General features: G+C 66.0%; 30 protein-coding genes. 1 reads left to right on the forward strand and 29 read right to left on the reverse strand.

Features of this window, described 5'->3' with window-relative positions; all coding sequences use genetic code 11:
- Positions 1–4: 4 nt before the first annotated feature.
- Genes M3M27_RS01915 through M3M27_RS01925 form a run of 3 tightly spaced genes read right to left on the reverse strand, consistent with a single transcriptional unit; the run spans position 5 to position 991 of the window.
- A complete protein-coding gene (locus tag M3M27_RS01915) occupies positions 5–364 on the reverse strand; it encodes a TIGR03745 family integrating conjugative element membrane protein (RefSeq protein WP_023095489.1) in 360 nt (119 codons plus the stop codon).
- 16 nt (positions 365–380) lie between these two features.
- Positions 381–614, reverse strand: coding sequence for a TIGR03758 family integrating conjugative element protein (locus M3M27_RS01920; RefSeq protein WP_003821106.1), 234 nt, complete (start codon positions 612–614; stop codon positions 381–383).
- Entirely contained in the window at positions 611–991 is a 381-nt protein-coding gene (locus M3M27_RS01925; protein WP_217109975.1) for an RAQPRD family integrative conjugative element protein, read from the reverse strand. The genes M3M27_RS01920 and M3M27_RS01925 overlap by 4 nt, the downstream gene beginning before the upstream one ends.
- A 404-nt stretch (positions 992–1395) precedes the next feature.
- Here M3M27_RS01925 and M3M27_RS01930 point away from each other — a divergent pair, with 404 nt between their 5' ends.
- Complete coding sequence (locus tag M3M27_RS01930; RefSeq protein WP_217109976.1) at positions 1396–2556, forward strand: FAD-dependent oxidoreductase; 1161 nt, start codon at positions 1396–1398, stop codon at positions 2554–2556.
- Between the two features lie 300 nt (positions 2557–2856).
- Here the strand turns inward: M3M27_RS01930 and M3M27_RS01935 are convergent, their stop codons facing one another.
- The 26 genes from M3M27_RS01935 to M3M27_RS02060 all read right to left on the reverse strand — a co-directional run bounded on the left by M3M27_RS01935 (position 2857) and on the right by M3M27_RS02060 (position 25002).
- The gene (locus tag M3M27_RS01935; RefSeq protein ID WP_434026990.1) at positions 2857–3606 is read right to left on the reverse strand and encodes a TIGR03747 family integrating conjugative element membrane protein; all 750 of its coding nucleotides are present in this window, start codon (positions 3604–3606) and stop codon (positions 2857–2859) included.
- Positions 3603–5795: a type IV conjugative transfer system coupling protein TraD gene (traD, locus tag M3M27_RS01940; protein WP_217109978.1), complete on the reverse strand. Its 2193-nt coding sequence runs from the start codon at positions 5793–5795 to the stop codon at positions 3603–3605. Before traD ends, M3M27_RS01935 begins: the two co-directional genes overlap by 4 nt.
- 4 nt (positions 5796–5799) lie before the next feature.
- Positions 5800–6348 (reverse strand): integrating conjugative element protein, encoded by a 549-nt coding sequence (locus M3M27_RS01945; RefSeq protein WP_217109979.1) that lies wholly within the window; start codon positions 6346–6348, stop codon positions 5800–5802.
- The gene (locus M3M27_RS01950) at positions 6345–6935 is read right to left on the reverse strand and encodes a transglycosylase SLT domain-containing protein (protein WP_217109980.1); all 591 of its coding nucleotides are present in this window, start codon (positions 6933–6935) and stop codon (positions 6345–6347) included. The genes M3M27_RS01945 and M3M27_RS01950 overlap by 4 nt, the downstream gene beginning before the upstream one ends.
- Entirely contained in the window at positions 6917–7642 is a 726-nt protein-coding gene (locus M3M27_RS01955) for a TIGR03759 family integrating conjugative element protein (protein WP_217109981.1), read from the reverse strand. The genes M3M27_RS01950 and M3M27_RS01955 overlap by 19 nt, the downstream gene beginning before the upstream one ends.
- A 14-nt stretch (positions 7643–7656) precedes the next feature.
- Positions 7657–8295 carry a hypothetical protein gene (locus tag M3M27_RS01960; RefSeq protein ID WP_217109982.1) on the reverse strand — a complete coding sequence of 213 codons (639 nt, stop codon included), beginning with the start codon at positions 8293–8295 and terminating at the stop codon, positions 7657–7659.
- On the reverse strand, positions 8292–8891 hold the full coding sequence (locus M3M27_RS01965) for a PilL N-terminal domain-containing protein (RefSeq protein ID WP_217109983.1): 600 nt from the start codon (positions 8889–8891) through the stop codon (positions 8292–8294). The genes M3M27_RS01960 and M3M27_RS01965 overlap by 4 nt, the downstream gene beginning before the upstream one ends.
- 191 nt (positions 8892–9082) lie before the next feature.
- A complete protein-coding gene (locus M3M27_RS01970; protein WP_434026991.1) occupies positions 9083–11362 on the reverse strand; it encodes a helicase-related protein in 2280 nt (759 codons plus the stop codon).
- A 136-nt stretch (positions 11363–11498) separates the two neighbouring features.
- A complete protein-coding gene (locus tag M3M27_RS01975) occupies positions 11499–11804 on the reverse strand; it encodes a hypothetical protein (protein ID WP_033448819.1) in 306 nt (101 codons plus the stop codon).
- Positions 11805–11892: 88 nt separating this feature from the next.
- Entirely contained in the window at positions 11893–12213 is a 321-nt protein-coding gene (locus tag M3M27_RS01980; protein WP_217109985.1) for a methyltransferase, read from the reverse strand.
- A gap of 51 nt (positions 12214–12264) precedes the next feature.
- The gene (locus M3M27_RS01985; protein WP_434026992.1) at positions 12265–13374 is read right to left on the reverse strand and encodes a DUF6094 domain-containing protein; all 1110 of its coding nucleotides are present in this window, start codon (positions 13372–13374) and stop codon (positions 12265–12267) included.
- Positions 13375–13438: 64 nt separating this feature from the next.
- The gene (locus M3M27_RS01990) at positions 13439–14089 is read right to left on the reverse strand and encodes a hypothetical protein (protein WP_217109987.1); all 651 of its coding nucleotides are present in this window, start codon (positions 14087–14089) and stop codon (positions 13439–13441) included.
- A 117-nt stretch (positions 14090–14206) separates the two neighbouring features.
- The gene (locus M3M27_RS01995) at positions 14207–14548 is read right to left on the reverse strand and encodes a hypothetical protein (protein ID WP_217109988.1); all 342 of its coding nucleotides are present in this window, start codon (positions 14546–14548) and stop codon (positions 14207–14209) included.
- 130 nt (positions 14549–14678) lie between these two features.
- Positions 14679–15365, reverse strand: a complete 687-nt coding sequence (locus M3M27_RS02000) for a DUF3275 family protein (protein WP_217109989.1) — start codon at positions 15363–15365, stop codon at positions 14679–14681.
- 57 nt (positions 15366–15422) lie between these two features.
- Positions 15423–16340 carry a DUF3577 domain-containing protein gene (locus M3M27_RS02005; RefSeq protein WP_217109990.1) on the reverse strand — a complete coding sequence of 306 codons (918 nt, stop codon included), beginning with the start codon at positions 16338–16340 and terminating at the stop codon, positions 15423–15425.
- Positions 16341–16604: 264 nt separating this feature from the next.
- On the reverse strand, positions 16605–17111 hold the full coding sequence (locus M3M27_RS02010) for an XF1762 family protein (RefSeq protein WP_217109991.1): 507 nt from the start codon (positions 17109–17111) through the stop codon (positions 16605–16607).
- Between the two features lie 5 nt (positions 17112–17116).
- Positions 17117–17959 carry a phosphoadenosine phosphosulfate reductase family protein gene (locus M3M27_RS02015; protein ID WP_217109992.1) on the reverse strand — a complete coding sequence of 281 codons (843 nt, stop codon included), beginning with the start codon at positions 17957–17959 and terminating at the stop codon, positions 17117–17119.
- Positions 17960–18106: 147 nt separating this feature from the next.
- Positions 18107–18460, reverse strand: coding sequence for a DUF3085 domain-containing protein (locus M3M27_RS02020; RefSeq protein ID WP_217109993.1), 354 nt, complete (start codon positions 18458–18460; stop codon positions 18107–18109).
- Positions 18461–18537: 77 nt separating this feature from the next.
- The gene (locus M3M27_RS02025) at positions 18538–19341 is read right to left on the reverse strand and encodes a GTPase (protein WP_217109994.1); all 804 of its coding nucleotides are present in this window, start codon (positions 19339–19341) and stop codon (positions 18538–18540) included.
- A 282-nt stretch (positions 19342–19623) separates the two neighbouring features.
- Positions 19624–19902 (reverse strand): hypothetical protein, encoded by a 279-nt coding sequence (locus M3M27_RS02030; protein WP_005793101.1) that lies wholly within the window; start codon positions 19900–19902, stop codon positions 19624–19626.
- A gap of 92 nt (positions 19903–19994) precedes the next feature.
- Positions 19995–20717 carry an ABC transporter substrate-binding protein gene (locus M3M27_RS02035; RefSeq protein ID WP_217109995.1) on the reverse strand — a complete coding sequence of 241 codons (723 nt, stop codon included), beginning with the start codon at positions 20715–20717 and terminating at the stop codon, positions 19995–19997.
- Between the two features lie 79 nt (positions 20718–20796).
- Positions 20797–21483 carry a hypothetical protein gene (locus tag M3M27_RS02040; RefSeq protein ID WP_217110017.1) on the reverse strand — a complete coding sequence of 229 codons (687 nt, stop codon included), beginning with the start codon at positions 21481–21483 and terminating at the stop codon, positions 20797–20799.
- 146 nt (positions 21484–21629) lie between these two features.
- Positions 21630–22022: a hypothetical protein gene (locus M3M27_RS02045; RefSeq protein ID WP_217109996.1), complete on the reverse strand. Its 393-nt coding sequence runs from the start codon at positions 22020–22022 to the stop codon at positions 21630–21632.
- A gap of 21 nt (positions 22023–22043) precedes the next feature.
- Positions 22044–22256, reverse strand: a complete 213-nt coding sequence (locus M3M27_RS02050) for a hypothetical protein (protein ID WP_033465114.1) — start codon at positions 22254–22256, stop codon at positions 22044–22046.
- 332 nt (positions 22257–22588) lie between these two features.
- Positions 22589–23146: a hypothetical protein gene (locus tag M3M27_RS02055; protein WP_434026993.1), complete on the reverse strand. Its 558-nt coding sequence runs from the start codon at positions 23144–23146 to the stop codon at positions 22589–22591.
- 245 nt (positions 23147–23391) lie between these two features.
- The gene (locus M3M27_RS02060) at positions 23392–25002 is read right to left on the reverse strand and encodes a DNA cytosine methyltransferase (RefSeq protein ID WP_434026994.1); all 1611 of its coding nucleotides are present in this window, start codon (positions 25000–25002) and stop codon (positions 23392–23394) included.
- Between the last annotated feature and the right edge of the window lie 146 nt (positions 25003–25148).

A 25148-nucleotide genomic window follows, 5' to 3' on the forward strand; every position in this document is an offset into this window, starting at 1 on the left:
CGCCTTACAGGATGCCGGTGGCTTCGGTGAGCAGCCAGATGCCGATCACGAGCAGCACCGCGCCGATCGCGACCGTGAGGCCGAACTGGCCCCAGGTCTTGCGGCCGGTGTGGATTTCCGCGTAGGTGCCGTAGGCGTGGTAGCAGACGCCGATAAACATCGACGCCACGACCAGCAGGGCCACGAGCATGATGATGTCGTAGCCGTAGTTGCGGATCGTTTCCATGATGCCGTTGCCGGTGCCGCGGGTCGGGTTCTCCAACTGCGGCAAGCCTTGCGCGAACGACAGCGCGGGCAGCGCGGCGGCGCCCAGCGCCACGGCGGCGCGCTGGGCAAGACGGGAATGGAGGATGCGGTTTTGCATGGTCGTGCCTTTCAGGTCAGGAGAGGAGGAAGAAGCTCAGGACGAGGTACATCGCGACGAAGCGGATGCAGACGCCGAGGAACTGGCGCTGGTTGAGGCGGCTCTCGGACCACCCCACGTAGGCCGTTCGGATGGCCCAGACGCCCCAGACGAGGAGCACCGCGAACACGGCGCCGACCAGGACGGTCGCCATCGCCGAAGGCGCGATGCCGCTGTTGGCTTGAAATGCCGAGACCTGGGCGCCGTTCATGGCTTGGCCTCCGCGGTCGTCGGCGATGGCGCGACGGCCCGCTCGGTGCGGTAGTCGCCAGCCAGTTCGGCGGGGTCGCGCGGCTGGGCTCGCGACGGTGTGAGGTGGGCCTGGATGCCGGCGCGCACGCGCGCCAGGTCAGCCAGCAACCGCGGGTAATCGAAGTGGTAGCGCTCGCCCGGCTGGATGGGGGCATGCGCGGCGCTGTCGGCGACGGTGCGCTCCAGCGCATCGAGCTGGCGCAGTGCGGCGACCAGCTCCTGGCGCTGTGCGGGGGACTCGGCCAACGCCATCGGGGACTGACCCAGCAGGAGGGCCGTCACGAGAAAAATGGGCACGCCGCGATGAGCGGCGCGCTGCCAGATCGGAGCCAACATCGCGCCATTCCTGTGTGATCAGCAATGGCCAGATCGTGGAGATCGGGGCTGTTTCAGGCCGCAAACAATAGGAACCCAATCTCCACCCGATTGACGCGCTGAGTGGCCCGAGCCCATTTTTGTCGGCGGCGAACTCACGTGGTATTGACCAGGAGGTAGCCTTGGCGCTGAACCAACCTTGTCCCAGTAAATGCCTGACTGTGTTCAAACACGCAGCTATGCGACACTTCTTCTCCGAAGATCGCGAAAAACGGCCGTCTGAACCGCCCGGGTGTCAGACATGCCGCGCACACGCCACCCAAGCATCTTGAGCGAGGTCGGCCAGCGTTTCCCCCGACATATGTCGGCCCTTCTGCGAGCTTTCGCGCATTGACGCGAAACGCTTGCGGCTACTGGAACGCGCCATGAACACACACCTCGACTCCTTCTCCCCCTCGGAAAACCCCGATATCGCCATCGTCGGCGCTGGCCTTGGTGGTTTGACGCTTGCTCGTGTCCTGCATGCCAACGGCATTCCCGCGACGATCTACGAAGCCGAAGCTTCACCTGACGCGCGAGCGCAGGGCGGTCTGCTGGACATCCACGAATACAACGGTCAACTCGGGCTGAAAGCCGCGGGCCTCTACGATGCGTTTCTTGCCCTCGCGCTCCCGGGCGAGGATGCCAAGCGTGTTGTTGACAGGGATGGCAACGTCCTGCTCGACAGGCCTGGCTCGGTCAGCACGGCCAAGCCCGAAGTTGATCGTGGCGCACTGCGCCGGCTGCTGATCGAATCCCTGCCTGTCAACGCCATCCAGTGGGGCCGCAGGCTCGTGCAGGCGAGCTGCCTTGCCGACGGGCGGCATCAACTGGCCTTCGCCGACGGCTCGACAGTCACGGCCGATCTGCTGGTCGGTGCCGACGGCGCCTGGTCGAAGGTTCGTCCGCTGCTGTCGGCCGCAACGCCGGCGTACATCGGCACGACCTTCATCGAAACCAATCTCGTGGATGGCGACACGCGATACAGGACCAGCGCCGAGGTGATCGGCGGCGGCACGCTGATGGCGGTCGAACCGGGCCAGGGCATCCTCGCCCACCGTTACGCGAGCGGGGCGCTGCGTACCTATGTCGCGTTGAACAGGCCGCAAGCGTGGATCGGCGCCATCGACTTCAGCCAGCCGGCGGCCGCATTGCGTCGCCTAGCCAGCGAATTCGAGGGTTGGGCGCCGCCGCTTCTGGCCTTGGTCGCCGACAGCGATACGCCGCCCATCGTGCGGCCCATCCATGCCTTGCCGATCGACCACCGATGGAAACGTGTTCCGGGCGTCACGCTCGTGGGCGACGCCGCCCACCTGATGTCGCCGTTCTCGGGGGAGGGGGCCAACCTCGCCATCCTGGATGGCGCCGAGCTGGGCTTGGCGCTGCGCGACCATCCCGGTGACATCGAGGCGGCACTCGCAGCGTATGAGCAGGCGCTTTTTCCGCGCAGCGCCGCCGTCGCCGACCAGACGGCCCGGAACCATCGGCGCTTCTTCGGCGACGAAGCTCCGCGAAGCGTGGTGGAACTCTTCTCTCCACACTCGTAAGCGGGGAGCTGGGCCCGCACGACGAGTTGTCCAGCGCACCGCTTGCAGGGTTTATCTCACGATGACTCCAGATCAGCCTTGTGCTGAACTTCGCCGAAACTCATGCAGAAGGTTTATCCATACATGTGGTCCGCCAGCAGTTCCACGCATCCGGCAAATTGCCGTAAACCCAAGAAGTGCGCCTTCAATTTGGGCAGTTGACCCTGCCCCTACGGAAAATCGTGGTGGGTCGGGAGCAAGACTTCTTTCTAAGAAGTCGAGCACCTAAGCAAGTCTTCATTGCGAATTGCGGTGTCGCACCTACAGGTACTTCTTGAAGCTGCCAGCGGTCAGGCTCACGGCCAGTCCCAGCAAGGCGGCGCTCGGCAGCAGGATCAGGAGTGGATGCGCCGAGATCGGCAAGGCCAGGTACGTGACCCACGGCAGTACGGCCAGCGGCATCAGGCTGGCTTTCGCCCGGTGGTAGATGAAACCGGATTCCCGGCCTGCGCCGAACCGGCGCACATCCCGCCGCACCAGGCCATCGACCAGCCCAACGAACGCCGCGGTGAAGATCAGCGGCAACGTGAGCACCAGAACCAGCAGGCGCACCAGGAACGTGAGCGTCGTGAAGGCCGCGGCAATCAGGTAATTCTCGGCCCAGACATAGACCTGACTGATGTAGTAGCGGAAGTTGCGCGTCTGCCCGTGGCTGGGCGCGCGGGCGCGCTCGGCGGTCTGGCTCATGCGCTCCAGCAGCCCGGAGCGCATGAACACCCATTCGTAGCCGGTGTCCACCAACTCGTGCGCCGTGCGCCCCGGCTCCTGCACGACCACGCTGCGCGTGAAGTGGCTCGACAGGTGCCCCAGTTCGTACTGCAGCATCTCCTGCGAGTGCCGCCAGCCCTGCTCCTTCCAGAACAGGTGCATGCCGACGCACTCGACCACGATCGAGAACAGCAGCGAGCCGATCAGCACCCCGAGCAGCCGGAACGGCAAGGTGATGGTGCCGACGATCAGGCCCTGACGCTGGTTCTGCTCCCGTTGCGCAGTCGAGGCGGCGTCCTTCATGGCGAGGCCTCGTCGCCCGTGCCATCGCTGGTGGCAGTGGCTACCGCGGGAGGTTCGGCCGGAGCGGCGTCATCCAGCAGGTCGTCGGGCAGGCCAGTGTCCTGCAAGGCCGGGGAACTGGTGAACTCCCACCACTGCGTCGCTTCGCTGTAGCTCTGGCGCATGTACCCGGCCAGTTGCTGCAAGTCCGCCGGCATTACTTCGTCCGGGTCCGGCGCCGGCAGCGGCATGCGCACTTTCCAAAGCTGACCGCCCTGCAGCAGCGCGAAGCACTGGCCTTTCGGCAGGCCGACGACGTGCGACGGCTCGATCATCGGCACGCTGGACATGCTGATGCGGTCCTGGGTGTTCGACGTGAAATCCGTCGCCCCGCGAATGTCCGAGCTGTCGGTCGCGCCGCTGACGATGGTGGTCGTATAGACCTCGACCTTCGGTAGTTGCCGGGTCAGCAGTTCGGCGGTCGCGGTCTCGCGCACACGCAGCATGAACAGGTTGTTGAAGTTGCCGATGACCTGTCCTGCCTTGGCGCGGTTGCCGATGCGGGCCTCGATGTCCGAGAGGGTCTGCGTGTAGGCGGTGACTTGCAGGCCGGCACCGCCGCCCTTGTTGATCAGCGGAATGAACTCGTCACCCATCAACTCGTTGAATTCGTCGGCGTGGACATTGATCGGCACGCGCGCACCGGCCGATGCGCCCGGCAGGCCATCGTCGATACCGTGCTTGTAGATGTGTCCGGCGACCGACACGAGATCGCTAAACATCGAGTTGCCGACCGCTGCGGCGACCTCGGCGTCGGAGAGCGCATCCAGTCCCACATAGACGATGGCCCTCTTACGGATGATCTGCATCCAGTCGAAGATAGGGCGCGGGTCGGCCAGGTCGGAGTAGTTCGGGGCCAGGAGCTGCGCGATCTTGCCGCTGGTGAGCTTCTCCAGCAGCGGCAGCAGCGATGCGACGATCTTGTCGAAGTAGGTCTTGTCGTAGCGAACCGCCGAGCGCAGGCCATCCAGCACCGGGTCGTAGTTGCGCGCCTGCGAGAGGTACTGCTCCAGCGCCACCACGCGCTTCTCGCGCCCGATCATGTTGCGCGGGATGTTCTTCTCGTTGAGCTTGGCCTCGATCTGGACGATCACCTCCCAGGCCTTGGGCTCCGTCTTGGCGAAGTAATGCTGGGCGTACTCGATGAACAGCGCATCAATGTTGATGACGTGCCGCTGGATCAGCATGTAATCCGGGCGCTGCCCCAGTTCCACCAAGGCGCGGGCGATGATGTTGACGAAGCGCCACGCGAACTCCCTGAAGGCTGCGCTGTTGCCTTCGCCGGAAAGCTGCCCCGCGACGCGGGTAGCCACCTCGCTGATGCGGCCGAAGCGGCCCACGGCGTTGTAGCGCGCGGAAATGTCCGGCCACCCCAAATGAAAGACGTAGAACTCGCCTTCGCGGCCCGCGCGCTTGGCCTCGACGTACATCCGCTTCAGGAGATCGGCATCGCCCTTGGGGTCAATGACAATCACGACCTCGTGCTCGCCTGCGGCATTCACGCGCCGGATGTCCTGAGTCACGAACAGTTCGGCCAGCCGGGTCTTGCCGACGCGCGTGGTGCCCAGCACCAGCGAGTGGCCGACGCGCTCGCCGAGCGGCAGGCTGACGTCCACCTCCTCGGGTTCGATGCCGTGCAGGCGCGGCAGGCCGCCCACCGGCGGCAACGGCCGCGCCGGGTTGAAAGGCACGTCCCAGCCGGTGAGTTTCGACAGCCGGGACAGAGGGAACGGCGCGAACTCCAGCCGTTCTTCCAGACGCCGCGCCAGGCGGTAGGCCGGCGTCGGCTCGACGTAGCGGCGGAATTCCGGCCGGTACGTCTGCATGAGCCTATGGGTGTGCTTCTGCTCCCACAGGAACCCGCGCCCCACAAACAGCCGCTGCTGGCTGACCGGCACGTCCTTGCTGGTCATCACGTAGCGCGGCAGGCGGCGGATGTTGCGCCGGTAGCGCAGGATGACGCGAGCATCGCGGTAGCGGATGGCACCGTAGGCCCCGAACGCCAACGCGCTGCCGACGCCCATGGCGGGGCTCAGCGCGAGCGACCATGGGGCCACCAGGGACAGAAACGCGGCGCCCGCGCATGCGGCAACGGTGTATAGCTCCACCGCTGGGCGAAGCAGAACCTCGACCGGCTGTTTTCCCGACATGGCTTCATTGCTCGATGCCGGTGGCCGTGATCAGCACCGGGTAGTGCCGCAGGCCCAGGCGCTCGGCCAGGTCGTCGCCGGACACGGGCGCGAGGGGTACGCCGGGCACCAGGGCGCGCAGCCGCGCCAGGCCCTGCACGGTCTCGACGTTGACCACCAGGCCGACCGCGCCGCGCTCGCGCAGCGCTGCCGCCTGGCGGCGCAGCCAGGCCCGGGAAGTTTCGTCGTCGCCGACGACCACGAAAGGTCGCAGACCCGGAGCCTCGATGACCCGCCGCGCGACGGCGCCGGGCGTGAGCTTGGCGCTGCGTACCGGCAGCATCGCGGCCTCGTCTGCCGGCGTGGCGGGAACCTGGGGCGTCGGGATCGGCGGCCGGGCCGGCGCGTTGGCGCGCGGCTGGAGGTTCAGGGCTTCGTAGTACGGCAGCGCCAACGCGCCGCCGCGGTCTTCGACCACGATCAGCGGCTCGCCGGCAAGCGAGGCCAGCGGCAGACCCGCCAGCAGCACGAGCAGGCCCTTCACCGAGAAATGGGCCAGATGGGATTTCGTCATGGGGATGTCTCCTGGCGCGCGGCGAGGACCGCGACGGTTGGGCGCGCGCCCTGCACGCGGGCAAGGTGGCGCGACACGCTGCGGCGATAGCGGGCGGCGGGCTCGCCCCCCGCAGGACGGTGGTAGCGGCCGATTGCCAGCAACCAGTCCTCGCCGGGGGTGTGCTGCTCGCGCAGGATCTCGGCGGCGATGGCGAGGTTGCGGTACGGGTCCAGCAGGTCGCACGCGCTGGCGTAGCGCGGCTGGTGGTAGCCGAGGTTGATCTGGCCCAGGCCCGCGTCGATGCGCGTGTGCGGCGTGGAGCGCATCACCTGCTGCAAGCCCGCGCAGGCATCGGCGCGGGTCGCATAGCGGCGCGACTGGCCGGCGACATTGAGCGACCACGGCCACGGGACGATGCGCCCGTTTCGGCGGATGCCGCTCTCCTGCAACGCCACGGCGTAGAGCACCGTCGAGGGGATGCCTGCGCGCTGCGCGGCGAGCTGGTAGGCCGGTGGCGGAACTTCCTGGGCCTGGGCGACGCAGGCGCACAAGCCAGCGACGAGCACCAGTGCGCGCAGGAGAGCGGCTACGGCTGGCGCTGCCATTGGCCGTTCACCTCGTGCACGACCGCCGGCAGATCGCCGGGCACCCCCAAGGTTAGCCAGCGGCCGCCGTCGTGGTTGAGCGTGATGCTGCCGCTGCGCACGCGCGCCGGGTCGATCTGTGCGCGCTTGGCCCAGTCGCGGATGCGCGCGTCGTCCTGGCGGCTGCCGACCATGTACAGGTCGAATTCGGCGCCCGAGGATTGCAGGCGCTGCACGAGCTGGCCGCAGGCCACGCAGCCGTCCTTGACGAACACTGCCGTGCGGCCGGAGCCGCGCGTGGCGCCGGCGACCGGCTTGTCGTCCGGCAGGTTCACCCGCTGCATGCCGGGGTTCAGGCGCTGCCAGGCCTCGTCGTAGGCGCGCTGATAGGCAAGCAGCTTCTCGACGCGGCGCGCCTCGACCTGCACCTGCAGTTCTGCGTAGCGGCGCCGTTCCTCGTCGGTGCGGGCCTCGATGCCCAGGGCCGACAGCGGGTCCAGGTTGGGCGAGTAGATGCTCAGCGGCCCGTCCATCAGTTCGCGGTAGCGCGCCCATTCCTGCGGTTGCAGGCCCCAGTCGCTCGCCACCCGGTCGTCCAGGATGCGGGCGGCCAGCGGGCGCTCCTGGCTTTGCGCATTGCGGGCGGGAGCCGTGGCGGGCTGCTGCGCCCAGGCGGGCCACTGGGTGGACGCCAGCAGGAGAGCGGAAAGGAAGATCGACGGCTTCATGTGGTGTGCTCCGGTCAGGGGATCGCCACGCGACGGGTCTGGTCGCCGGCCTGGAACACCGCGGTACTTCCCTCGACGGCCTGCAAGCGCCATGGGCCGACCGCATCACCTGGCAGCAGCACCTGAAGCTGGTCGGGCGTAAAGTCCCCGTTGCTCGGTGCGACGGAGACACTGCGCTGGCCAGCACGCAATTCGGCGCCGACGACGCGGAACGGCAGCGGCGGCGGTTCAGGCTTGGCGGCGGCCTTATTCGTTGCGCGTGGCTGGGCGGGTGCGGCGCGTGCGGCGGTTTGGCGCGTCTTGATCTGCTCAACTTCTGCGCGTAACGCCTGAAGGTCGTCGGCTGCGGCATAGCCGCTCAGCGATTTCTCGACCTGGGCTGCGCGTGCCTCCAGGATTTGGCGGGTGTCCTTGAGGTCCGCCGCCGTGGCGACGGCCGGACGCTGCTGGATGGCCTCGATGGTCTCGGCCAAGCCGGTCGCCTGCGCTTCGAGGCGTTGCAGGCGGGAATCGAGGCGTTCCTGGTCGGCCTGGTCGTTCATCGTCTGGTAGCCGAGGGCCAAGAGGACACTGAGGCCAAGCAGCCACAGCCACATCAGGCTCTGCACCACCACGGCGGCGGTTGAACGCTGGGCGGGTTGCGGGACGTTCATGGCTTGCCTCCCAATACCGTGGGCGCCAGCGGGAACGTCTGCACCGGCTCGGTGGCGGGCAGCATGGGTGCGTTGTCGGCGGTCATGCTGTCGCCGGTCCGCTCGAAGCAGATTTGCCGCGCGCGGTCATCCGCGTGCAGTTCCCAGGCCGGACCTGCCAGGGTGAGCAGTGCATCGCGCAAGGTCATGGGGCCGAGGTGCAGGTGCGCTGCCGGCAGGGGCAGTGCGTACAGCTCGATCACCGCGTGCGCGGTCTCGCAGAGCTGGTAGCCGCTGCGCTTGAGGACATGCCGCAGCCCGTCGCCCACCGTGGCGCGGGCATCGTCGGGCATCGACACGTCGATGGTCTGCAACAGCAGGTCGCGCTGCGCTACCGTGGGCGCCAACTCGACCAGGGTGTAGCGGCCGTAGCGCACGACGGGGATGTACTCCGGTGCCTCGGGTTCGGGCGCGGCCGAGACTTCCTCGATGGTGTCGGGCGCGACCGGCGCGCTCGTCGTCGCGCAGCCGCCAGCCAGCACCGACCAAAGCAGGCCGAAAAAACCCGCCAGCAGGCGGCGTTCGGGATGGTGAAACCAGGGTGGAGAGGGGCACATGGCGCGTCGTCCTGAAACATCGAGCCCTCACCATCGCCGCTCGGGCCACGAGCAGCAGCAAACAATGCGAACCAGGCAGCGCCCGATTTGCCGACATGAAAAAAACAGCCACGTCCACGGATACCGTGGGCGTGGCTGCGAGGTGGGAACAAGGAAGAGCCGGCGGCGCTAGGCCGGCGTTGGCGTGGGGATCAGGCGGCGACCAGTTGCCGGGCCAGCGCGACCTCGACGGAATCACCGTCCTGGTTGAGCACGTCCAGCCCGGATTCGGGTACATCGCCCGAGGTGGACTGCGAGACCATGATCTTCTTGGCCATCAGCTCCAGGCAGGTCATCTGCGAGGTGGCCGCGTAGCCGAGGTAGATCACGCGCACGGACAGCTTTTGCCCGATGCGCCAGGAGCGGCGTGCCGCCTGCTGGAGCGAGTACACGTTGTAGCCCGACTGCATGAACACGATCGTCGGGAACTCCAACAGGTCCAGTCCCGTCTTGACCAGCTCGGGATTGGTGATGAGCACGTCGATGCCACGGTCCAGTTGCTCGGCGATCCAGTCCTCGCGGCGGCTGGCGTCCACGCTCGCGCGTAGCACCGCGACCTTGAAGCCTTCCTGCTCCAGCAGCACCTTCAGACGCGACGTGGTGTCGCGCGTGCCGGTATAGACCGTGTAGGCGAGGACCTTGCGGCCCTGCGCCTTCTCTTCCTTGCAGATCTCGATCAGCTCGCGCTCTTTCGGCGTCACCTCGAACTCGTTGAACTGAGCCGGGACGAACGCCAAGGTGTTGCGCGTGCGCGGATGCACCACGGTCTCCGGCCGGAAGCAGCAGTCCGGCCAGGCCAGCAGCACGTTGAGCACCACACCCAGCAGCGTCGTGTCGCGTCGCGCCAGAGCCTGTTTCAGCTCTGCGGTCAGCCGACCTGCCAGATCGCGGTAGGCCGCGGCTTGCGCCGTTTCCATTGCGACTTCACGGAACTCTTCGTCATACGGCGGCAGGACGTTGCCGCCGATGTCTTTGAGCTTGAGGAAGATCGTGAACGGCAGGATGCAGCGCAGCACGCCCTTGGGGCCGAAGCCCGGGGCCTTGACCGTGCGCACCGATACCTTGGTGCCCTTGGCCGTCTTGTGCGCCGTGCCGGTACTCTCGGAATAGATGTCCTTCAGGACGCCGTGATCGCGCATGAACGCCATCGCGGCCGAGGTCATGCTGCCGCTCGTGGTCGGGCGGTAGCCGTCTTCGATCATTCGCCCAGGCAGGGCTCGGAACAGCAGGTAGAACAGGTCGTCCCCATAGCCGCCCATGAGCGTGCCGGTCAGCAGCAAGGTCTTGTGGGCCTTCGCCGCCAGCACGCCCATGGCCTGGCCCTGAGCACTGCCACCGTTCTTGTACTCGTGCGCCTCATCGGCAATGAGCAGATCGAACGTGCCTTGCGGCAGGTAGCGTTTGATGAATTCGGACGGCTGGTAGCCGCCCTCGCCAAAGCCGAACTCCATGTTGGCCATCGCACGCTCCATGCGCGTGGCTTGGCGATCCGAGAACACCAGTTCGCCGTTCCCGTCCATGAGGTTGATGAACTCGTGGATGTTGTCGCCCAGCATCGAGGCCAGGAAACCGTCACCGAACTTCTGCATCAGCTTCTGCGCGGTGACTTCCCCGATGGTCGGGATGCGCTTGAGGGCTTTCAGCACGGCCGAGGACTGGTCGCTGCCGGACAGGCTGCGCGGGCGGATCAGCGTCCACAGGGGCGCGGCGCAATGGCTGCACTTCCTGCGGTATTCCTCGGCTTCGAGCGCGACCGGGTTGGCCGGCTCGCCGTCGAGGTCGGCGATGACCGTGCCGCAGTCCGGGCAGGCCGCTACGTCGCCGTGCCGGGTGCGCCGCTGGGTGAAGACAGGCTTCCAATGGAACCCCATCCGCATCCGCACGCGGCCCAGGACAAAGAACTCCTGACCCGTGGGCTGAACATTCAACTGCTCGCGCAGCTTGATGAGCTTGACGAGCGTGTCCGGCCCGTTGAGCACCCACACCTTGGCGCCCGTCACCGTCTCCTGGATCTCGCGCCGCCACTTGTAAACAAGGTGCGGTGGCGAAAGAACCAGGGTGCGGCGGTAGCCTTCGGCGTTGAGCACGGCGGCCGCGGCGATGCCCACGGTCGTCTTGCCGCAGCCCATCTCGCCATTGACGATCGCGGCGCGTTCGCCACGGTCGATCAGCAGCTCGGCGGCGGCGTGGACGACTTCTGCCTGGGCCGGGAACAGCTTGCGCTTGAGGCTGGCGACGACGAGTTGTCGGTGCGCCTGCGGCTGGCCGTTATAGACCGGCGGGTTGGCGCTGTTGAGGGCGTCGAGCAGTTCGTCGCCGAACTCGCCGACGAAATCCTGAAGGCTCAGGGTCAGAGGGGAAGATTCCGCATCGAGCAGTTCGCCCTGTACGGGCGCGGCTTCAGCGGCAGTGGTTTCGAGATCGAGGGACATGGTGATGCTCCAATGAAAAATGGGGCATGCACCACCCCCCAGCGGGGCAATGGCATGCCCCGCAGTGGGAAGGAAATCGGCGCTTGGCCGAGGTGGTCGAAGTTGCCGGCCGTGGCGGTCTGCTGGTGAATCGTGCTCAGTCTTCGGACGGCAGCACGATGACGGTGGCGCTGCGCTGCGCATCGGTGACGATGCGGATGGCCAGCCCCGGATGGATCACGTAGCGGGATTCCAGCGATGCACCCGATTGCAGTGCAGTGCTGTTGGCCTGCCATTGCTGGATGTTGACGTCGCCCCAGTCGCCACGGGTGTGGCGCCTGAAGTACGGGATCGGGTCGAGGCGACCCGTGCGGACCAGGCGGTCGATGCCTCTGCTGAAGATGAGTGCACCGATGGGGAACGCCAGCCTGTGGCAGTAGGTTTCAATGCGATGTGATGCCATGGGCTCCTCCTTGATGAGTCATTGAGCCACGACACCCCTGGCGGAGTGAAGTGGCTCCGGCAGGTGGATGAAGACGACGATGGTGCTGTCAGATCATGTCCCGTTCTTCGGGAAGCTGGATCACCGTGGTCTGGTGGTCCTCGCTGGTTTTCACGATCAACACCAGTTCGGGCGTGATCCTGAAGTGGGAGATCACCGGATCGTCCCCGCGGATTGCGACATCGTTGGCTTGTCGGGTGGCCTCGTCGGTCTCGCCCCAGTCACCGCGCACATGGCGCTGGACATAGGCCAAGGGATCGATCAGGCCTTTGCGGGCCAGCCAATGCACCTTCTCGCTCAACTGCAACGTACCTGGTGCGAACAACGGGTGCTTCTGCGGCGCGGGCCGCTTGAACAGGCTTGAGAACATGGGTGTTTCTCCTTCGATGTGGTACAGCAGGACGGCAGCGCGTCCGGTGGATTAACGGATGGTCAGGACCTCGCCCCATGTAGCGGAGCCGGGCGTCATGTCCCACGCGCGGATGACAGGCACGAACTTGTCGGTGAGGATGCGGGTCTCGGCGATGGAGCCGTCTTCGCGTTCGGTGAATTCCCGCTGGAGCGTTTTGTCCTTGTGGGTGTCACCTTTGACGACGAGCACGCGCCCGGTCTTGGAGCGCACGACCCCTGAGATCGCGCCCGCGGCCAGGGCCAGGGCGAGATGCCAGTGGGACAAGGCGCGCGCCGGTGGGCGCAGCGACTGCTGCGCGGCCCCCAGGTGCGTGTCTTGCGACGGCCAGAGGCCTTGCAGCCGGCCGACTTCATCGGCGAACTGCTCCGGCTCCATCGTCACGCGGAAGAAATGCTCCGGCTCGGCCGGACTGGCGGGGACGATGTACGGCAGGAACGGCCATTCGCTTGGCAGCTCCTCGGCTTCGACTTCGCCAAGCCCGACCTGCAGCAGCAGATTGCGCACGGCCTTGAGACCGTCGGGTGCCAGCTCGCGCTGACGCACCCGGCGGCCGAAGATCACCACCTGCCGGAATTGCTTGTCGACCGCTTGGTAGATGCGCAGATCGACATAGTGGCGCGTCAGCCAGCCGACCAGCTCCGCGTCGAGCACGTAGCCGGGAACGATGAAGACCAGCACGCCGCCGTACTGCAACAGCGACAGGCTGCGCTGGTAGAACAGCTTTTCGAGGCGGGCACGGCCTTGGCCCTGATAGCCGATGTTGCCGTTGACGTCCTTGGACAGGTCGCCATACGGCGGGTTGAGCCAGAGCAGCCCGAAGGACTGCTTGGAGATCATCGTGTCCATCAGGTCCGCGTGCAGGCAGTGATCGACCAGGCCGCGGGCATGGCGTGCCCGCTCTGCGTCGAACTCAACGGCGAATGCCTTGGCCTGCTCGCGCCCGAGGGCATGGGCGGCTTCGGCGATCGCCACGCCTTCGCCGGCGCAGGGATCGAGGATGCACATCGACCCGTCGCTGGGCATCAGTGCGTTGAGAGCTCTTTCGAGCGTGGGTTCATCCGTGGGGAAGTACCCGTTTTTGACGAAATTGCGGGCGAGCCGCGGGAACATGAGGGCCATGGAAGTCTCCTGGTTGGCGGGGATGAAGGGCGAGAGCACGCCAAGGCGTGCCTTCGCGGGTGGGTCAAGCCGCTACCGCTTCCGGCGTCCAAATCTTGGCCGGATAGGGATAGGCGGTGAGCATGTCACTGCGGATCAGGGAGCCCAGCGCCAGGGTCAGCGCCGGTACGTCGATGGCGAGCCGATGGCCTTCCAGTGGCCCGAGGGCGAACGGAAGACGGGCCAGCATCTCGCGGGTTTGCAACAGTTCCAGCACGGTTTCGCGCCAGTGGTCGAGCAGCGGCAGTGGGCAGGTGTCCCGTACCAGCATCCACAGGCGGTCAAGCCGGTGGGCGCTGCCCTTGGGCAGCAATGCCAGTGCGCTGGCGTTGGCCTTGTCGGGCCTGACGCAGCGGCGGTCGAACAGCCACACGTTGGAGAGCGATCCGAACAGCGTTCGCCGGTAGGCGCGCGTCATGCGCTTTTCCAGACGATCGACGTTGCCGATGAACACCGGGACGCTGCCGCCCTGGTCGGTGATGACGTGGAACTGGTCCAGTCCCTGCTCGTCGCGCCCGAGGGTCAGGCGAGCGAGGAACTGCTGGACGGCGGTGTCGCGCGCCCAGATGGACAGGAAGATCAGGTTGCCCTGGTCATCGCCGACGCAGGCGTCGGCCATCACGTCCGGGCATTCGTCGATGCGGTACAGCGTGGTGGAAGAAGTGGTTGCAGCCATGGTGGAGTCCTCGATGAAGTGAGGGGCACCACCGCCCGCAGGGGCAGCGAGTGCCCCAGAAGGAGAAGGAATGCGCACGATGTGGGGAGAACTCCCTTGTCGTGCGAGCAAAGGCCGTCAGGGCCAGACTTCGGTGAAAGAGCCGTCGGCCCCATGCTTGACGACGCGGTTGCCGACGTTCTCGGCGTAGTCCTGCTGGACTTCACTGAACATGCTTTCAGGCACGTCGATGCCGAAATGACGCAGAACTTCACGGTAGTAATCCAGGCCGTGGCCGAACGGGTCGTCCTCGTGCCAATTGCTGTACAGGAAATCCTCGCACTCGACTTTCATGGCGCTGTCGATCAACTCGGCAGGCTTGTGGATGACCAGGAAGAAGTAGCGCATCGGCCGGTCCCAGCCGAGAGCGACAGTGATGGGAAATCCCTTGTGAAGAGTCTCGAAGTAGTGCTGGCTCATGGTGATGTCCTTGGATGAGCTGAAGCAGCACTGCCCGTAGGGGCGAGTGCCGCCCCAGGGGGTGGAAGAAAGATACTCAAGCCGTCAGTACTGCGGCGGTTGACGAGCACCGCGAATGCGGCATGTGCAATCACGCAGGTTGCAGTTCGGCTTGGCGGCTCCACTCCTGCGTCTTGAAGTCCAGCGCGTAGCCCATCTCGCCCAGGCGGGCGATCTGCGCGCGCAGGGCGCGGCGGTCGATGGTCGAATCCAGCTTCACGGACTCGCCCAGCGGCCATAACAGGCCGAACAGCGCGGCGTCGCCATCCTCGGTGCTGCCGGGGGCAGCAGCCGCAGCAGGCGGCGCGTCCACGCCGAAGGGCGTGGTATCGACCAGCGGGTCCGCGGACGTCTGCACGGGTGCAGGCTTGGCGGGCCTGGATGCCTTGGCGGGCTTGGTCGGCATTGCCGCAGGCTGCACACCTTGCTCTTCATCGAGCGGATCGACTTCTTGAGTGGCGAAGCTGCGGGCCTCGTCTCGGCTCAGTTTGTCGATGCCGTTCAGTGTCATGCCGTCCAGGCTGGCGCGGACTTCAAACCGCGCGCCGCCCGCGACCGGGTAGGACTTCGCGAAGATGTAGCGGATGACGAAATCCCCGTCGTACTTGCCTTCGGGGTACTGCTCCAGTTCCGCGTCCTTGACGGCGAACTCGCCGATGGGAGTGGAAAGGCGGCCGACCGTGAACGGGCCGTTCTTGCCGCGGATGGTCCGCAACGTGAGTTGGCCCGGGACGACGATGGGCAGGACTGATCTCGTGGGTGCCGATGTGGCTGCCATGATGGTTCTCCTTGGGGAATAGGAAAAAGGCAAGGCCCCGTGAGGGGCCATGCCGGATCAGAACGAAGCAGCCAATGCCGGCTCCTGCTCCTCGACTTCACCTGCGGGCTCGCGCTCGGCGGGCTCGACAGGCTGGTCGGCAGCGGTGTCGGCGGCAACCTCGGCTTCGGGCGCGGGTGCGTCCTCGGCTTGCGGCGCCTCGGCTTGCGCCTGGCTCGTCGGATAGACTTGGGTGCCGTCGATCTTGATGAGACCGATGTGGACCAGCGTCGATTCCAGGCTCGCTCCCGGTTCCCCGGCGCGCTCGCCCTTGGTGCGGATGTACGGATCGATCTTCATGTCGTTCAGACGGAAGGCGATCAGCACCTTGCGGTCCCCTTCGATGGCCTGCACGCACCGGCGAACCAGGTGCTCGGCTTCAGGGGTGGTGACGATGGTGTCGAAGTACCGATATTCCGGTTCACCGACAGGCCCGGCCAGTGCCGCGACGCAGCACGACAGGAAGGGATCGCCATCCTTGGGGGAGACGTCCTTCGGGCGGCTGAGGTAGCCGATGCCGCGGGTGATCAGCTCGTGCTGCTTGATCGAAGCCAGTTCGGCCCGGTCAAGCGGCTCGGCCTTGAGCAGTCGCGCCTTGAGGGACGCGGCGGCTTCACCCTTGCGCTCGCCCTTGTCGCGGATGTACGCATCGCCCCACAGGTCGCCAAGGCGGAAGCGCACCAGCGGGCGCTGCTTGGGATCGTCAACGCCGATGTAGCGCTGGACGAGGTTCTTGGCCTCGGCACCCGAGACCTTGACGTCGAAGTAGCGGTAGCTGGGGTCCCTGGCGGGGCCGACCAGCGCGGCAACGGTGCATGCCAGGAAAGGCTGCGCACGGCGGCCGCCCCGGACAGGCACTTCACGGACACGCTGGATGTAGCCGATGCCCGAGGTGTGGAGGTCGAAATACGATTTCTCGTTGGATGTGGTGCTCATGGTGAATCTCCATTGGGATGAAGCGGAGACACACCGGCCCCACGCAAGCGGGGAAAGGTGCGTAACCCCGCGGTGGGTTGATAAGGCGAAAGCATCCGCCACCAGAGACTGGTGGCCGCTCGCGGGTGGATGCGGTGCGAGCTGGCTCGGTCACGCAGCGGAAACTGCGCCGCAACCTCGAAGACCGATGGTTGCCTGGCATGTCGCTGACAACGTCAGCAGGCATGGGGTCAGCATGGCCGGGCCTCGCGCGCGCGACAGCAATCAATCGGCATCCGGGCCTTTCCCTTTGTCCGCGCCTGGTGCCTGCCACAGGCACTTGGGGCCGCGCAGGTGCTCGGGGGTGTCGGAGCGGGGACGGCTGGGGCGGTCCCAGGCACCGCCGCCGCGCACGCCGACCAGCCGCCAGCCAGCGGCGCGCAGGCTGGCGCCGCCTTCCTCGGGCAAGGTGTACGTGATCAGCCGCGTGTAGCCCAGGGCCTTGGCCGCCTTCCATGCGGCGCCATAGAGCTTGCTGCAGGCGTTCGGTGCGCCGTTGGTGCAGAGCCGGGTGACTTCGAGCGTCCAGCCGTCATCCAGGTGGCGGGCGACTGGGCGGCCGACGATGGCCACGCCGCAGATGCTATCGGTGGCGGACAGCGCGACCGCCAGGGCGAACTTCGCTCCCTGAACCGGACGGTGGTGGCGGTGGTGTTCCTGCACGAAGGCATTGGCGCAGCGCAGGGACACCGGCAGCAGGTGCAGCGATGGCGAGATCGATGGCCTGTCCATGGCCGTCAATCACCGCAGAAGCAGGCGATCGACTCCTCGGCGGCGTCGAACAGGTCGCCTTGGTCGGCGGCGAAGCGCGCCAGGTCGGCGTAGCTGGGGCCATCGGCGCGGAACCGGGCGCCGCTGGGCTTGCTCGCCAGATTCAGCGATTCCATGCGAATCCACCACACGGCGGCCTCTGGTCGGGCCTTGATGAGGGCCAGGCGCTGCCCGCGCGGCTTCAGGAAACACAGGTCGCAGTTGCCTTCGAGCGTGCGCCCGTTCACCGTCAGCAGGTCGAGGTCGAACGCTTGCGCCTGCCAGAACGCGCCCACGTCGCGCACGGTGACGCCGGCATCCGCCAGCGGCATGCACATGGTCTCGTGGGTCGATTCGGTGGAATGGCCGCGTGCGCGAATCTTGGCGACGCGCCGTTGCTCGTCGGCCCTGATGCCGATCATCTGGTCCCAGTCCGTCCAGCCCAGATGCCGCAGGTAGCGGTGCATCGGGCGGATCTTCAGGCTGGTCGTGCAGCCGCGCGCAACGGGATTGGGCAGGTACTGACGCTTGCGTATCAGCGCCTCGAACGGTTCGCCCTGACGGCTGGCTCGCTCGAAATCGACCAGCATGAAGCCCGGCTCCATGGGCATGTATTCCAGCCAGTGAATCGGGATCTGCCAGTGCTGGGCGCAGTCGCGCACAAACCGTAGGGTCGCTTCCACCTCCTTGCCGGTGTTGGCGAAGCAGACCACCGTGTCAGCAGGCAGGCCGCCATTGGCCTGCAACACGCGCCAGAGCATGTAGGCGCTGGTACGCCCGCCCGAGAAGCTGATGCAGGTCGGTTGGGTGATCTTGAACGGGTCGTGCATGCGGTCGTCTCCGTGGTAGGTCGGCGGGCGGGCCGACGCGGCGGGCCATGGCGGCCGGAGACGAGCACGCACGCGGCGAAGGCCGCAGTGCGGAAAAAAGGAAGCCCCCAAGAAGGGGGCCGTGAGGGGATGGTGGTAGTCGTTGCGCTACACCGATGGCACCACTTCCAGCGACAGGTGCGTCGTGGTGGCGGACAGCATCAGATCGTCCTTGCCGTGCAGGATGCGTGCAAAGACGCCTTCCTTCGGGTCGAAGAACTCGCCGAAGTCGTCGCCACCCAGCTCGGCGCGCGCCAGTTCCCACCAGTCGTCAAACGGGTCGGTATCCGGGTTGCAGCCGACGGCATAGGCCAGCAGCTTCACGCGGCCATCGGGACGGCGCTCTCCGTGCTCGGCGAGGAAGTACACGCCCTGATCCTTGGCGAGGACGACGCGGCATTGGTTGGCAACGGCCTCGGCCAGCACGGGCCGCAGGTCGGAGCCTTTGAATCGCAGTGACATGCTTGATCTCCTGAAAAAAAAGGCCCTCCACCCGAATGGATGGAAGGCCTATTGGGCAAGTCGCCGATAGGCTGCGATCAGCCGTAGCGCCGCTTGGTTGCCTTGGCGTCGATCACGCTCACGTCGATCAGGCGCCAGCGCCCGTCGTCGATGAGCCGCTCCAGCACTTCACCGAGCATGTCGAAATACACCTCGTCGTGCCGATCGACCATCTCGCCGTCGCGGCGCAACTCCACCACGTAGGTGTCGCCGCCGCGGTCGTAGAGGACCGTCACTTGGCCCTCGAACTTCGCGGTCGAAACCGTGAAGCTGATCGCCGGGGGTGTCTCGATGATTTTGGACGGCTTCGGATCGACCCAGGTGAAGTCGCGGGCGCCCGCATCGACCAGCATGTGGGTGATGCGCCGAAACCCGTCGGGCGCCGGCATTTCCTCCAACTGCTGGATGAGCTGCCCCAGTTCCATGCACTGCGGCTCGGGGATGGGCAGCTTGGCCGGTGCGGAGCCGAGGATGTGCCTGGTGATGGTGTAGGGAACACCGTCCGCGGTCTTCTCGGTGATCACTTCCGGGGTGTCCGCGCGCAGGCCGTCGAAGCGGCGGCGGGCATACGGTTGGACATGCACCTTGGCGCCTTCGCTGGGAACAGTGGTCACCAGGTGGGGATCGAGCACCGCGAATTCGCTGGGCTTGAGCTTGACGACGATGGCCTCGTCGTTGGCCGCGACCACCTTGCCGTCGAAGGGCTTGGGGTCGATGGCGAAGCCCAGGGTCGAGGACTGCGGCTGATCATCGAACACGCGGTACTTGAACGACCGCACGTTGCGGGGCACATGGCCTGCGACAAGCGAAGGCATCATGGATTTGATGAGGGAACGGTCCATGGGAATCTCCTTGAGGAAGAACAAGGGATTCCCCGCCCGCAAGGGAGAGGTCCCTTGTGGGTGGATGGACGCGGTGCGTCCGTAGGAAGAAACGACCAGCACGGCTTCCCGTGCTTGCAGCCTCGAAGGTCTTGGCTGTCTGGGCATGTGTCGGCAACGCCGACGAACATGGGGCAAGGATGGCCCTGGGCCGGGCTAATCGCCCGCATGAAACGGCACTTCGCCGCACCCGGTTTCCTGCGCTGGGCGCAAGAAAAAGCCCCTCGAAAGGGGCTGGATAGGTCAGGCTGCGTACACGAAGTAGTGCTCGCGCTGACGCGGGAAGAACACGTGCTTCCAGGTGTCGCCGCTGGTGTTGCCACCGTCGAACACGACCATTTCGTAGTCGTCAATGTCGGTGTCCGCCAGGTCGGCGCTGGCGATATGGCGCATGTGCAGTGTGCCGTGCGTGCGCTCGAATACCAGGATCTGGCCGATGGCGTCGTCCTGGCTCATGGCGTTGACGCAGGCTCCGAGCTGGTGCTCGAAGTCCGGTGCGCGCGAAATGAGGTCGGGGAACATGAGGTTGCTCCTATGAAAATGGACCAGCCCGGCTCCTGGGGAGACGGGCTGGCATGGGGGACAAAGAGGAAGGACGGCGTGTCGCGCTGCTGCTAGGACTCGGCCAGTGGCAGGCCCAGCAGCGCGGGTGCGTCGGCGTCGAGGATCAGGATGCGCACATCGGCCTGGCCGGCCAGTTCAAGGATGTTCGCCAGGTCGTCCGGCATGCCCTTGCTGCGGTGCTCCTGCCGAAGCTGCTCGGCGGTGATGCCCTCGGCGTGCTCCAGGTTCTGGTCCGTCCAGGGCGTGGAGATCAGCTTGATGCCGATCGCCGGGCTGTACGGCACCCGGAAGGCGATGAACAGGAAGGCCTCTGGCGTGGCGAGGTCTGCCAGGTTGGCGAGGTACTGGCCGGTCTCGTCGCTGATGTGCGCGCTGCTGATTTCCCAGCACCGGCTGTAGTAGCCAGTCTCGAAACTCAGGCGCTGTACGACTTCCCGCGCGGCCTCAGCCGAATAGGTGTCACCGATGTGGATCGGGCTGCCGTCGAGGTCGTCGCCATGGATGGCATAGACCACGGCACCGACTACGCCTTCAAGGGCATCGCATGCGGCCATCAGATCGATGCTGACGGGTTCGGTGCCATTCCTGACCACCGCGAAATCGCTGGTGACGATGCAAGGCGAAGAAACCAGTTCCTCGTCGCTGAGGTGCTGCTGGCTCGCGTGGATGTTTCGCCAGACATGCGGACTTCCATCGTCGTAGCTGATGCACAGCGTGCGGACGATTTTCAGATTCCAGTAGCCGCGGAGAAAGGGATTAGGTTTCTGGGACATGGGAACACTCCAGATTGAATAATGGAGCCAAATCCCGCCACCGGGAATTGGACCCGGTGGGTTGAAAATGGAAAATGCGTCAGGCGGCGCTGATCGTTGGCAACTGGGCCAGACGTTCGGCGACACGACGGCGCACATTCAGACGGAACTGCTCGTCGTTGATGCCCGCGAGCAGGTTGGCGGCCTCCAGCGCGATCAACGCCGAGGCCTCTTCGATGTCGGCGGCCAGGATGGTCTTGCGCAGTTGTTCGCCGAGTTGGAGCGCCTGTGAGGACGTTCTGAAGACCTGGATGTCGCGGCTCAGGTAACAACCACTGCCGCCGAACTCGAACAACCTCGGCTTGCTGCAATACCAGCAGCCCTCGAACTGGATGGCGCTCAGGTGATGGCCGTCATCGAAGCAGGAGGCGATCAGAAGCAGGGCTTCCAGGTCGGCGCTGTCCTCGAACTGGTGGTGTTCGATCAGGTTCTCCAGCTCCGCGTCCTGCTCGGCACCGAAGTGCGCGGCCAGCCGTTCGAGCAGAGGTGGAATCTCCAGTTCTTCGTCGTCGGGCATGGGGATACCGAGTTGTGTGGCCAGGCCTTCCAGGCCGTCCAGCACATCCGTCCAGCGCGGATCATTGGTCTCGGCGATCTGAGCGATGTAGGCCTGCCCGTTGCCGGGATGACTATCGTCCAGCGCGAAGGCGCCGAACAGCGCCTTGATGACGGGGGTAACACGCTCCAGCACGAGAACGCCCGTGCCTTCGTAGTAGTTGTTCGCCATGGTGGCTCCTTTCGAGAAATGAGCGGAGCCAGCCCATGCGGACGATGGCATCCGCAGGATGATGAAGAAGAAATTGAGGGACATGGCCTTGTGGGCGCATGTCCCTCTCGGGGGGAACGAAAAGCAGGGGTGCGCCGGCGACCGGCTCACCAGCCGTTGTAGTTCACCAGCAGGTCGGCGATGACCTTGCGGCGTTGAAGATCGAGACCGTCGAAGTCCGACAGTCCGTGGAAGTGGCAGCGCTTGAGCATGGCACCGCCCTCGCGCGCGTTGTAGAAGCTGACCATGGCGGACAGGAACATGCGTTCCCCGCTGCTCAGGACGCCGAGGGCATCGTTGAGCCGCAGCATGTTGGGACGCAGATCCCACTTGCTCTTGGCCTGGTTCAGACCTTCGCGGGTGCCATCGCCGAACCATTCGGGGCCAGCGATCTCGACGCCGCGCTTCCATGCCTCGAAAAAGGCTTGGGGCGCGGCAGCGAAATGCTGCTCTTCCCGCATGATCTGATCGACGACTTCCTGCGGCAGTAGCTGGTTCATGACGTGATTCCTCCAGTTGGATCAGGGAATGGCGAGCTGGGACCAGCCGCCTCTTTCGAGGGCACGTTGAGCCGCGGCATAGCTGCGGAAGTACTCGCGGGATTCCCGCGAAACGGGGCCTTCGGTATCGCGCGTGCCGATGTAGTGACCGGCGGCGCTTTGCAGGACTTCGAGCGGCAGGAACTTGCCGCAGTAGGTCGAGGCCAATTGGCCAAAAGAGGCTTGCTGGGACATGGACGGGCTCCTTGGAAAAGCGGGGCCTCGTCCCTCACGGGATGGCAGCTCCCGCACGCGGTTGATAAAAAGCATCGACGTCACGGGGACGCGCGTCCGCAGACCTGATGCGATGCGGACTGGTGGGCAACGCGGGAGAGACCCGCGGCAGCCTGGAACCCTGGCTGCTGGCATGTGCTGATCGGAATCAGCGAACATGCGGGCAGCTTCGTGCGCGGGCCGTGCCGCGTCAGTTGGAAAACGGCATCCGGTCCAGCCCCGATTGCTGGGCTCGGAGAAAAGAAAAAGCCCTGCACTCGTGCAGGGCTGTCAGGAGGGGCGGTGGCGCTGGGTCAGTCGGGCTTGTCGCCCAGGACGTGCTGCTTCCACAGGTCAAATGCCTGCTCGGGCGCAAGCTCGGCGAGGATGACGATGGGCTGGGCCTGCCGGGCGCGCAGCGAAGCGAAGTACGCCTTGCGGTCGGCGATGGCCTTGAGCTTGATGCCTTTGATGAACAGCAGCTTGCCGTCCTTGATGAACAGCACCTTGTTGCCGATGTCGCGGTTGAACGCGGCCCGTACCTTGCGTTCTGCGTGCATGGCATCGGCCAGTTCATCGACCAGGAAGTCGAGCGTCATGTCGATGTAGTGAGGGTCTTCACCCTCCTGGCCGAGGTCGAGCGGCGCAGGCGGCAGTCCCTTGGCGAAGGTTTCGGCCTGAGCCAGCAGCGCCACCTTGCCATTGAGCGCGCGCAGGAACGTCGAGCCGCCGTGGCCGTCGTTGCGGGCCTCGGCGATGGGAGTACCGTCGAACACGACGGTGGCGCTGAAGCACATCGTTTCCTCGCTGGCAAAGTCGGCCACCTTGAGGTTCTTCAGCGTGATGCGGTCTTGCTTGGTGATGTTGTCCATGGGAAGTCCTGAAATCGACCGGGTGGCGACATGCCCCCGACGGGACGTGGCGGCCATCCCGTGGGTTGGAGAAAAAAGAGGCATCAATGCCCCGGTGGGCAGCGTTCGCCAGTGAGATGCCGAGGCGAACTGGCGGGTGGCGCGGTTGGAACCCGCGGCAGCCTTGACACCCTGGCTGCGGGCGGCTGCCGGTACATCGGCAGTGCGGGAGGAAGAATGGCGCGGGCCGCAGGCTGCGTCGCCGATCAATCCGAAGCGGTCGAGCCCGTCTTGTGCAGGCACTGCACCAGCCGCTGGCCCAGCCATGCCATGCACGGGACGGCCATGGAGTTGCCGATCGCCTTGTAGCGCGGCGCGTCTGCGGCGGGCTTGCCGCGGTACGGGATCAGCGTGTAGTCGTCGGGCATGCCTTGCAGCCGCTCGCACTCCACGGGCATCAGCCGCCGCACGCGCCAATGCGACCAGTCGCCGGGGCCGGGGTCGTTCCAGTCGTAGCGGAAATGCGCCTCGAAGTCGGGGGTCAGCACATGGGCCTTGTCCGCGCCGCCGCCGCTGGTGCGTAGCGCGGCCGCTACGTTGCCGCCCAACTCGGCGGCAAGGCCCTGCTCACGGCCGCGCAGGGACACGCAGGCCACCATCGGCACCCCGTAGCCTGGCTTGCCGTTGGACAGGACGGTGCAAGCGACCTGGCCATGGCCCGATTCGAAGCGTACTTCGCCGCGGTTGTTCTGCGCGAACGCGATGGCGGGCACGACACCCGCGTTCGCATGGCTGTTGCGGTGGCCGCCAGCGCGCAGCGTCGGCGTCAGGTCGAGCGTGGCATCGGCGCCGCTGCCCTGGGCGGTGAAGGCGATGATCGGAACTCCCTTTCCGGTGCCATCCTCGCTGCTGCCCTTGCCGTTGTTGGCGGTGTCGAGGGTATGGGCGATGCTGCCAGCGACCGACTGCACCATGAACGTCTCGGTGCGAATGTCGTGCTTAGGGCCAGCGGCCATGAGGCATGCCGCCACATCGACGGGGCCAATGCCGCCGCTGAATCCGAACGTCGTCGTGACCTTGCCGTAGAACTGCTTCAGTCCTGCGAATCCTGCGAGGCCTGCGCCTGCTGATTCAGTACCCGGTCCAGCAGCGCTGGCAGCTTCTTGCCACGGCGCGCGGCCCTCACAAGAATCCCCGAGCAGGCTTGCGCGCTCAAAAAGTACTTCTGCGGGATCGAGGTCATCTCCACCACTTGCCACAAGAAACACGCGCTTGCGGCGTTGGGCGACACCGAAATATTGAGCGTCGAGCACGCGCCAGGCGATGCGGCGGCGGGGTCCAGACACACAACCAGCGTGCGCCCATTTTTCCCCTGGCGGCTGGAGCGCACGGCCTTCTCCGGCCAGTGCGCCCAGGAAATGCCCGAAGGCATTGCTGCGGTCGTTGAGGACGCCCGGGACGTTTTCCCAGACGAGCGTTGCCGCCGGGCGGCGGTCTTGATGGCGGGTTTGGTCGATGGCATTTGCAAGCTCCACATAGGCAAGGGAAAGGGCTCCGCGCGGGTCATCCAGCCCGCGGCGGCTACCTGCAACGCTGAACGACTGGCACGGCGTGCCGCCGACCAGGATGTCGGGCGCCGGCACGGTGCCGGCACGCACCTGGCGGGCGATCGCGGTCATGTCGCCCAAATTGGGCACGCGGGGGTAACGGTGGGCGAGCACGGCGCTCGGGAACGGCTCGATCTCGGCAAACCATGCGGCTTCGAGGCCGAGGGGTTGCCAGGCGAGGCTCACGGCCTCGATGCCGCTGCACACGCTGCCGTACAGCAGTGGCGCGGGCTGGGGCGCACCGCGTGGGGTGCGAGGTTGCGGGTTCATGGCGTGTCTCCTGTTCGTGTGGCCCTGGACCGTTTGGCCGGGCCGGGACGTTGATCGGCAGGAGAAAGGCGCCGAAGGCCCAGCGGCCTTCGGCTCGGGAGGACAGAACCACCCGTGGGCTGATTGGCAGGCCCGGTCGTCGCTAG

Source organism: Xanthomonas boreopolis (assembly GCF_046529185.1).
Classification (GTDB): Bacteria; Pseudomonadota; Gammaproteobacteria; order Xanthomonadales; family Xanthomonadaceae; genus Pseudomonas_S; species Pseudomonas_S boreopolis.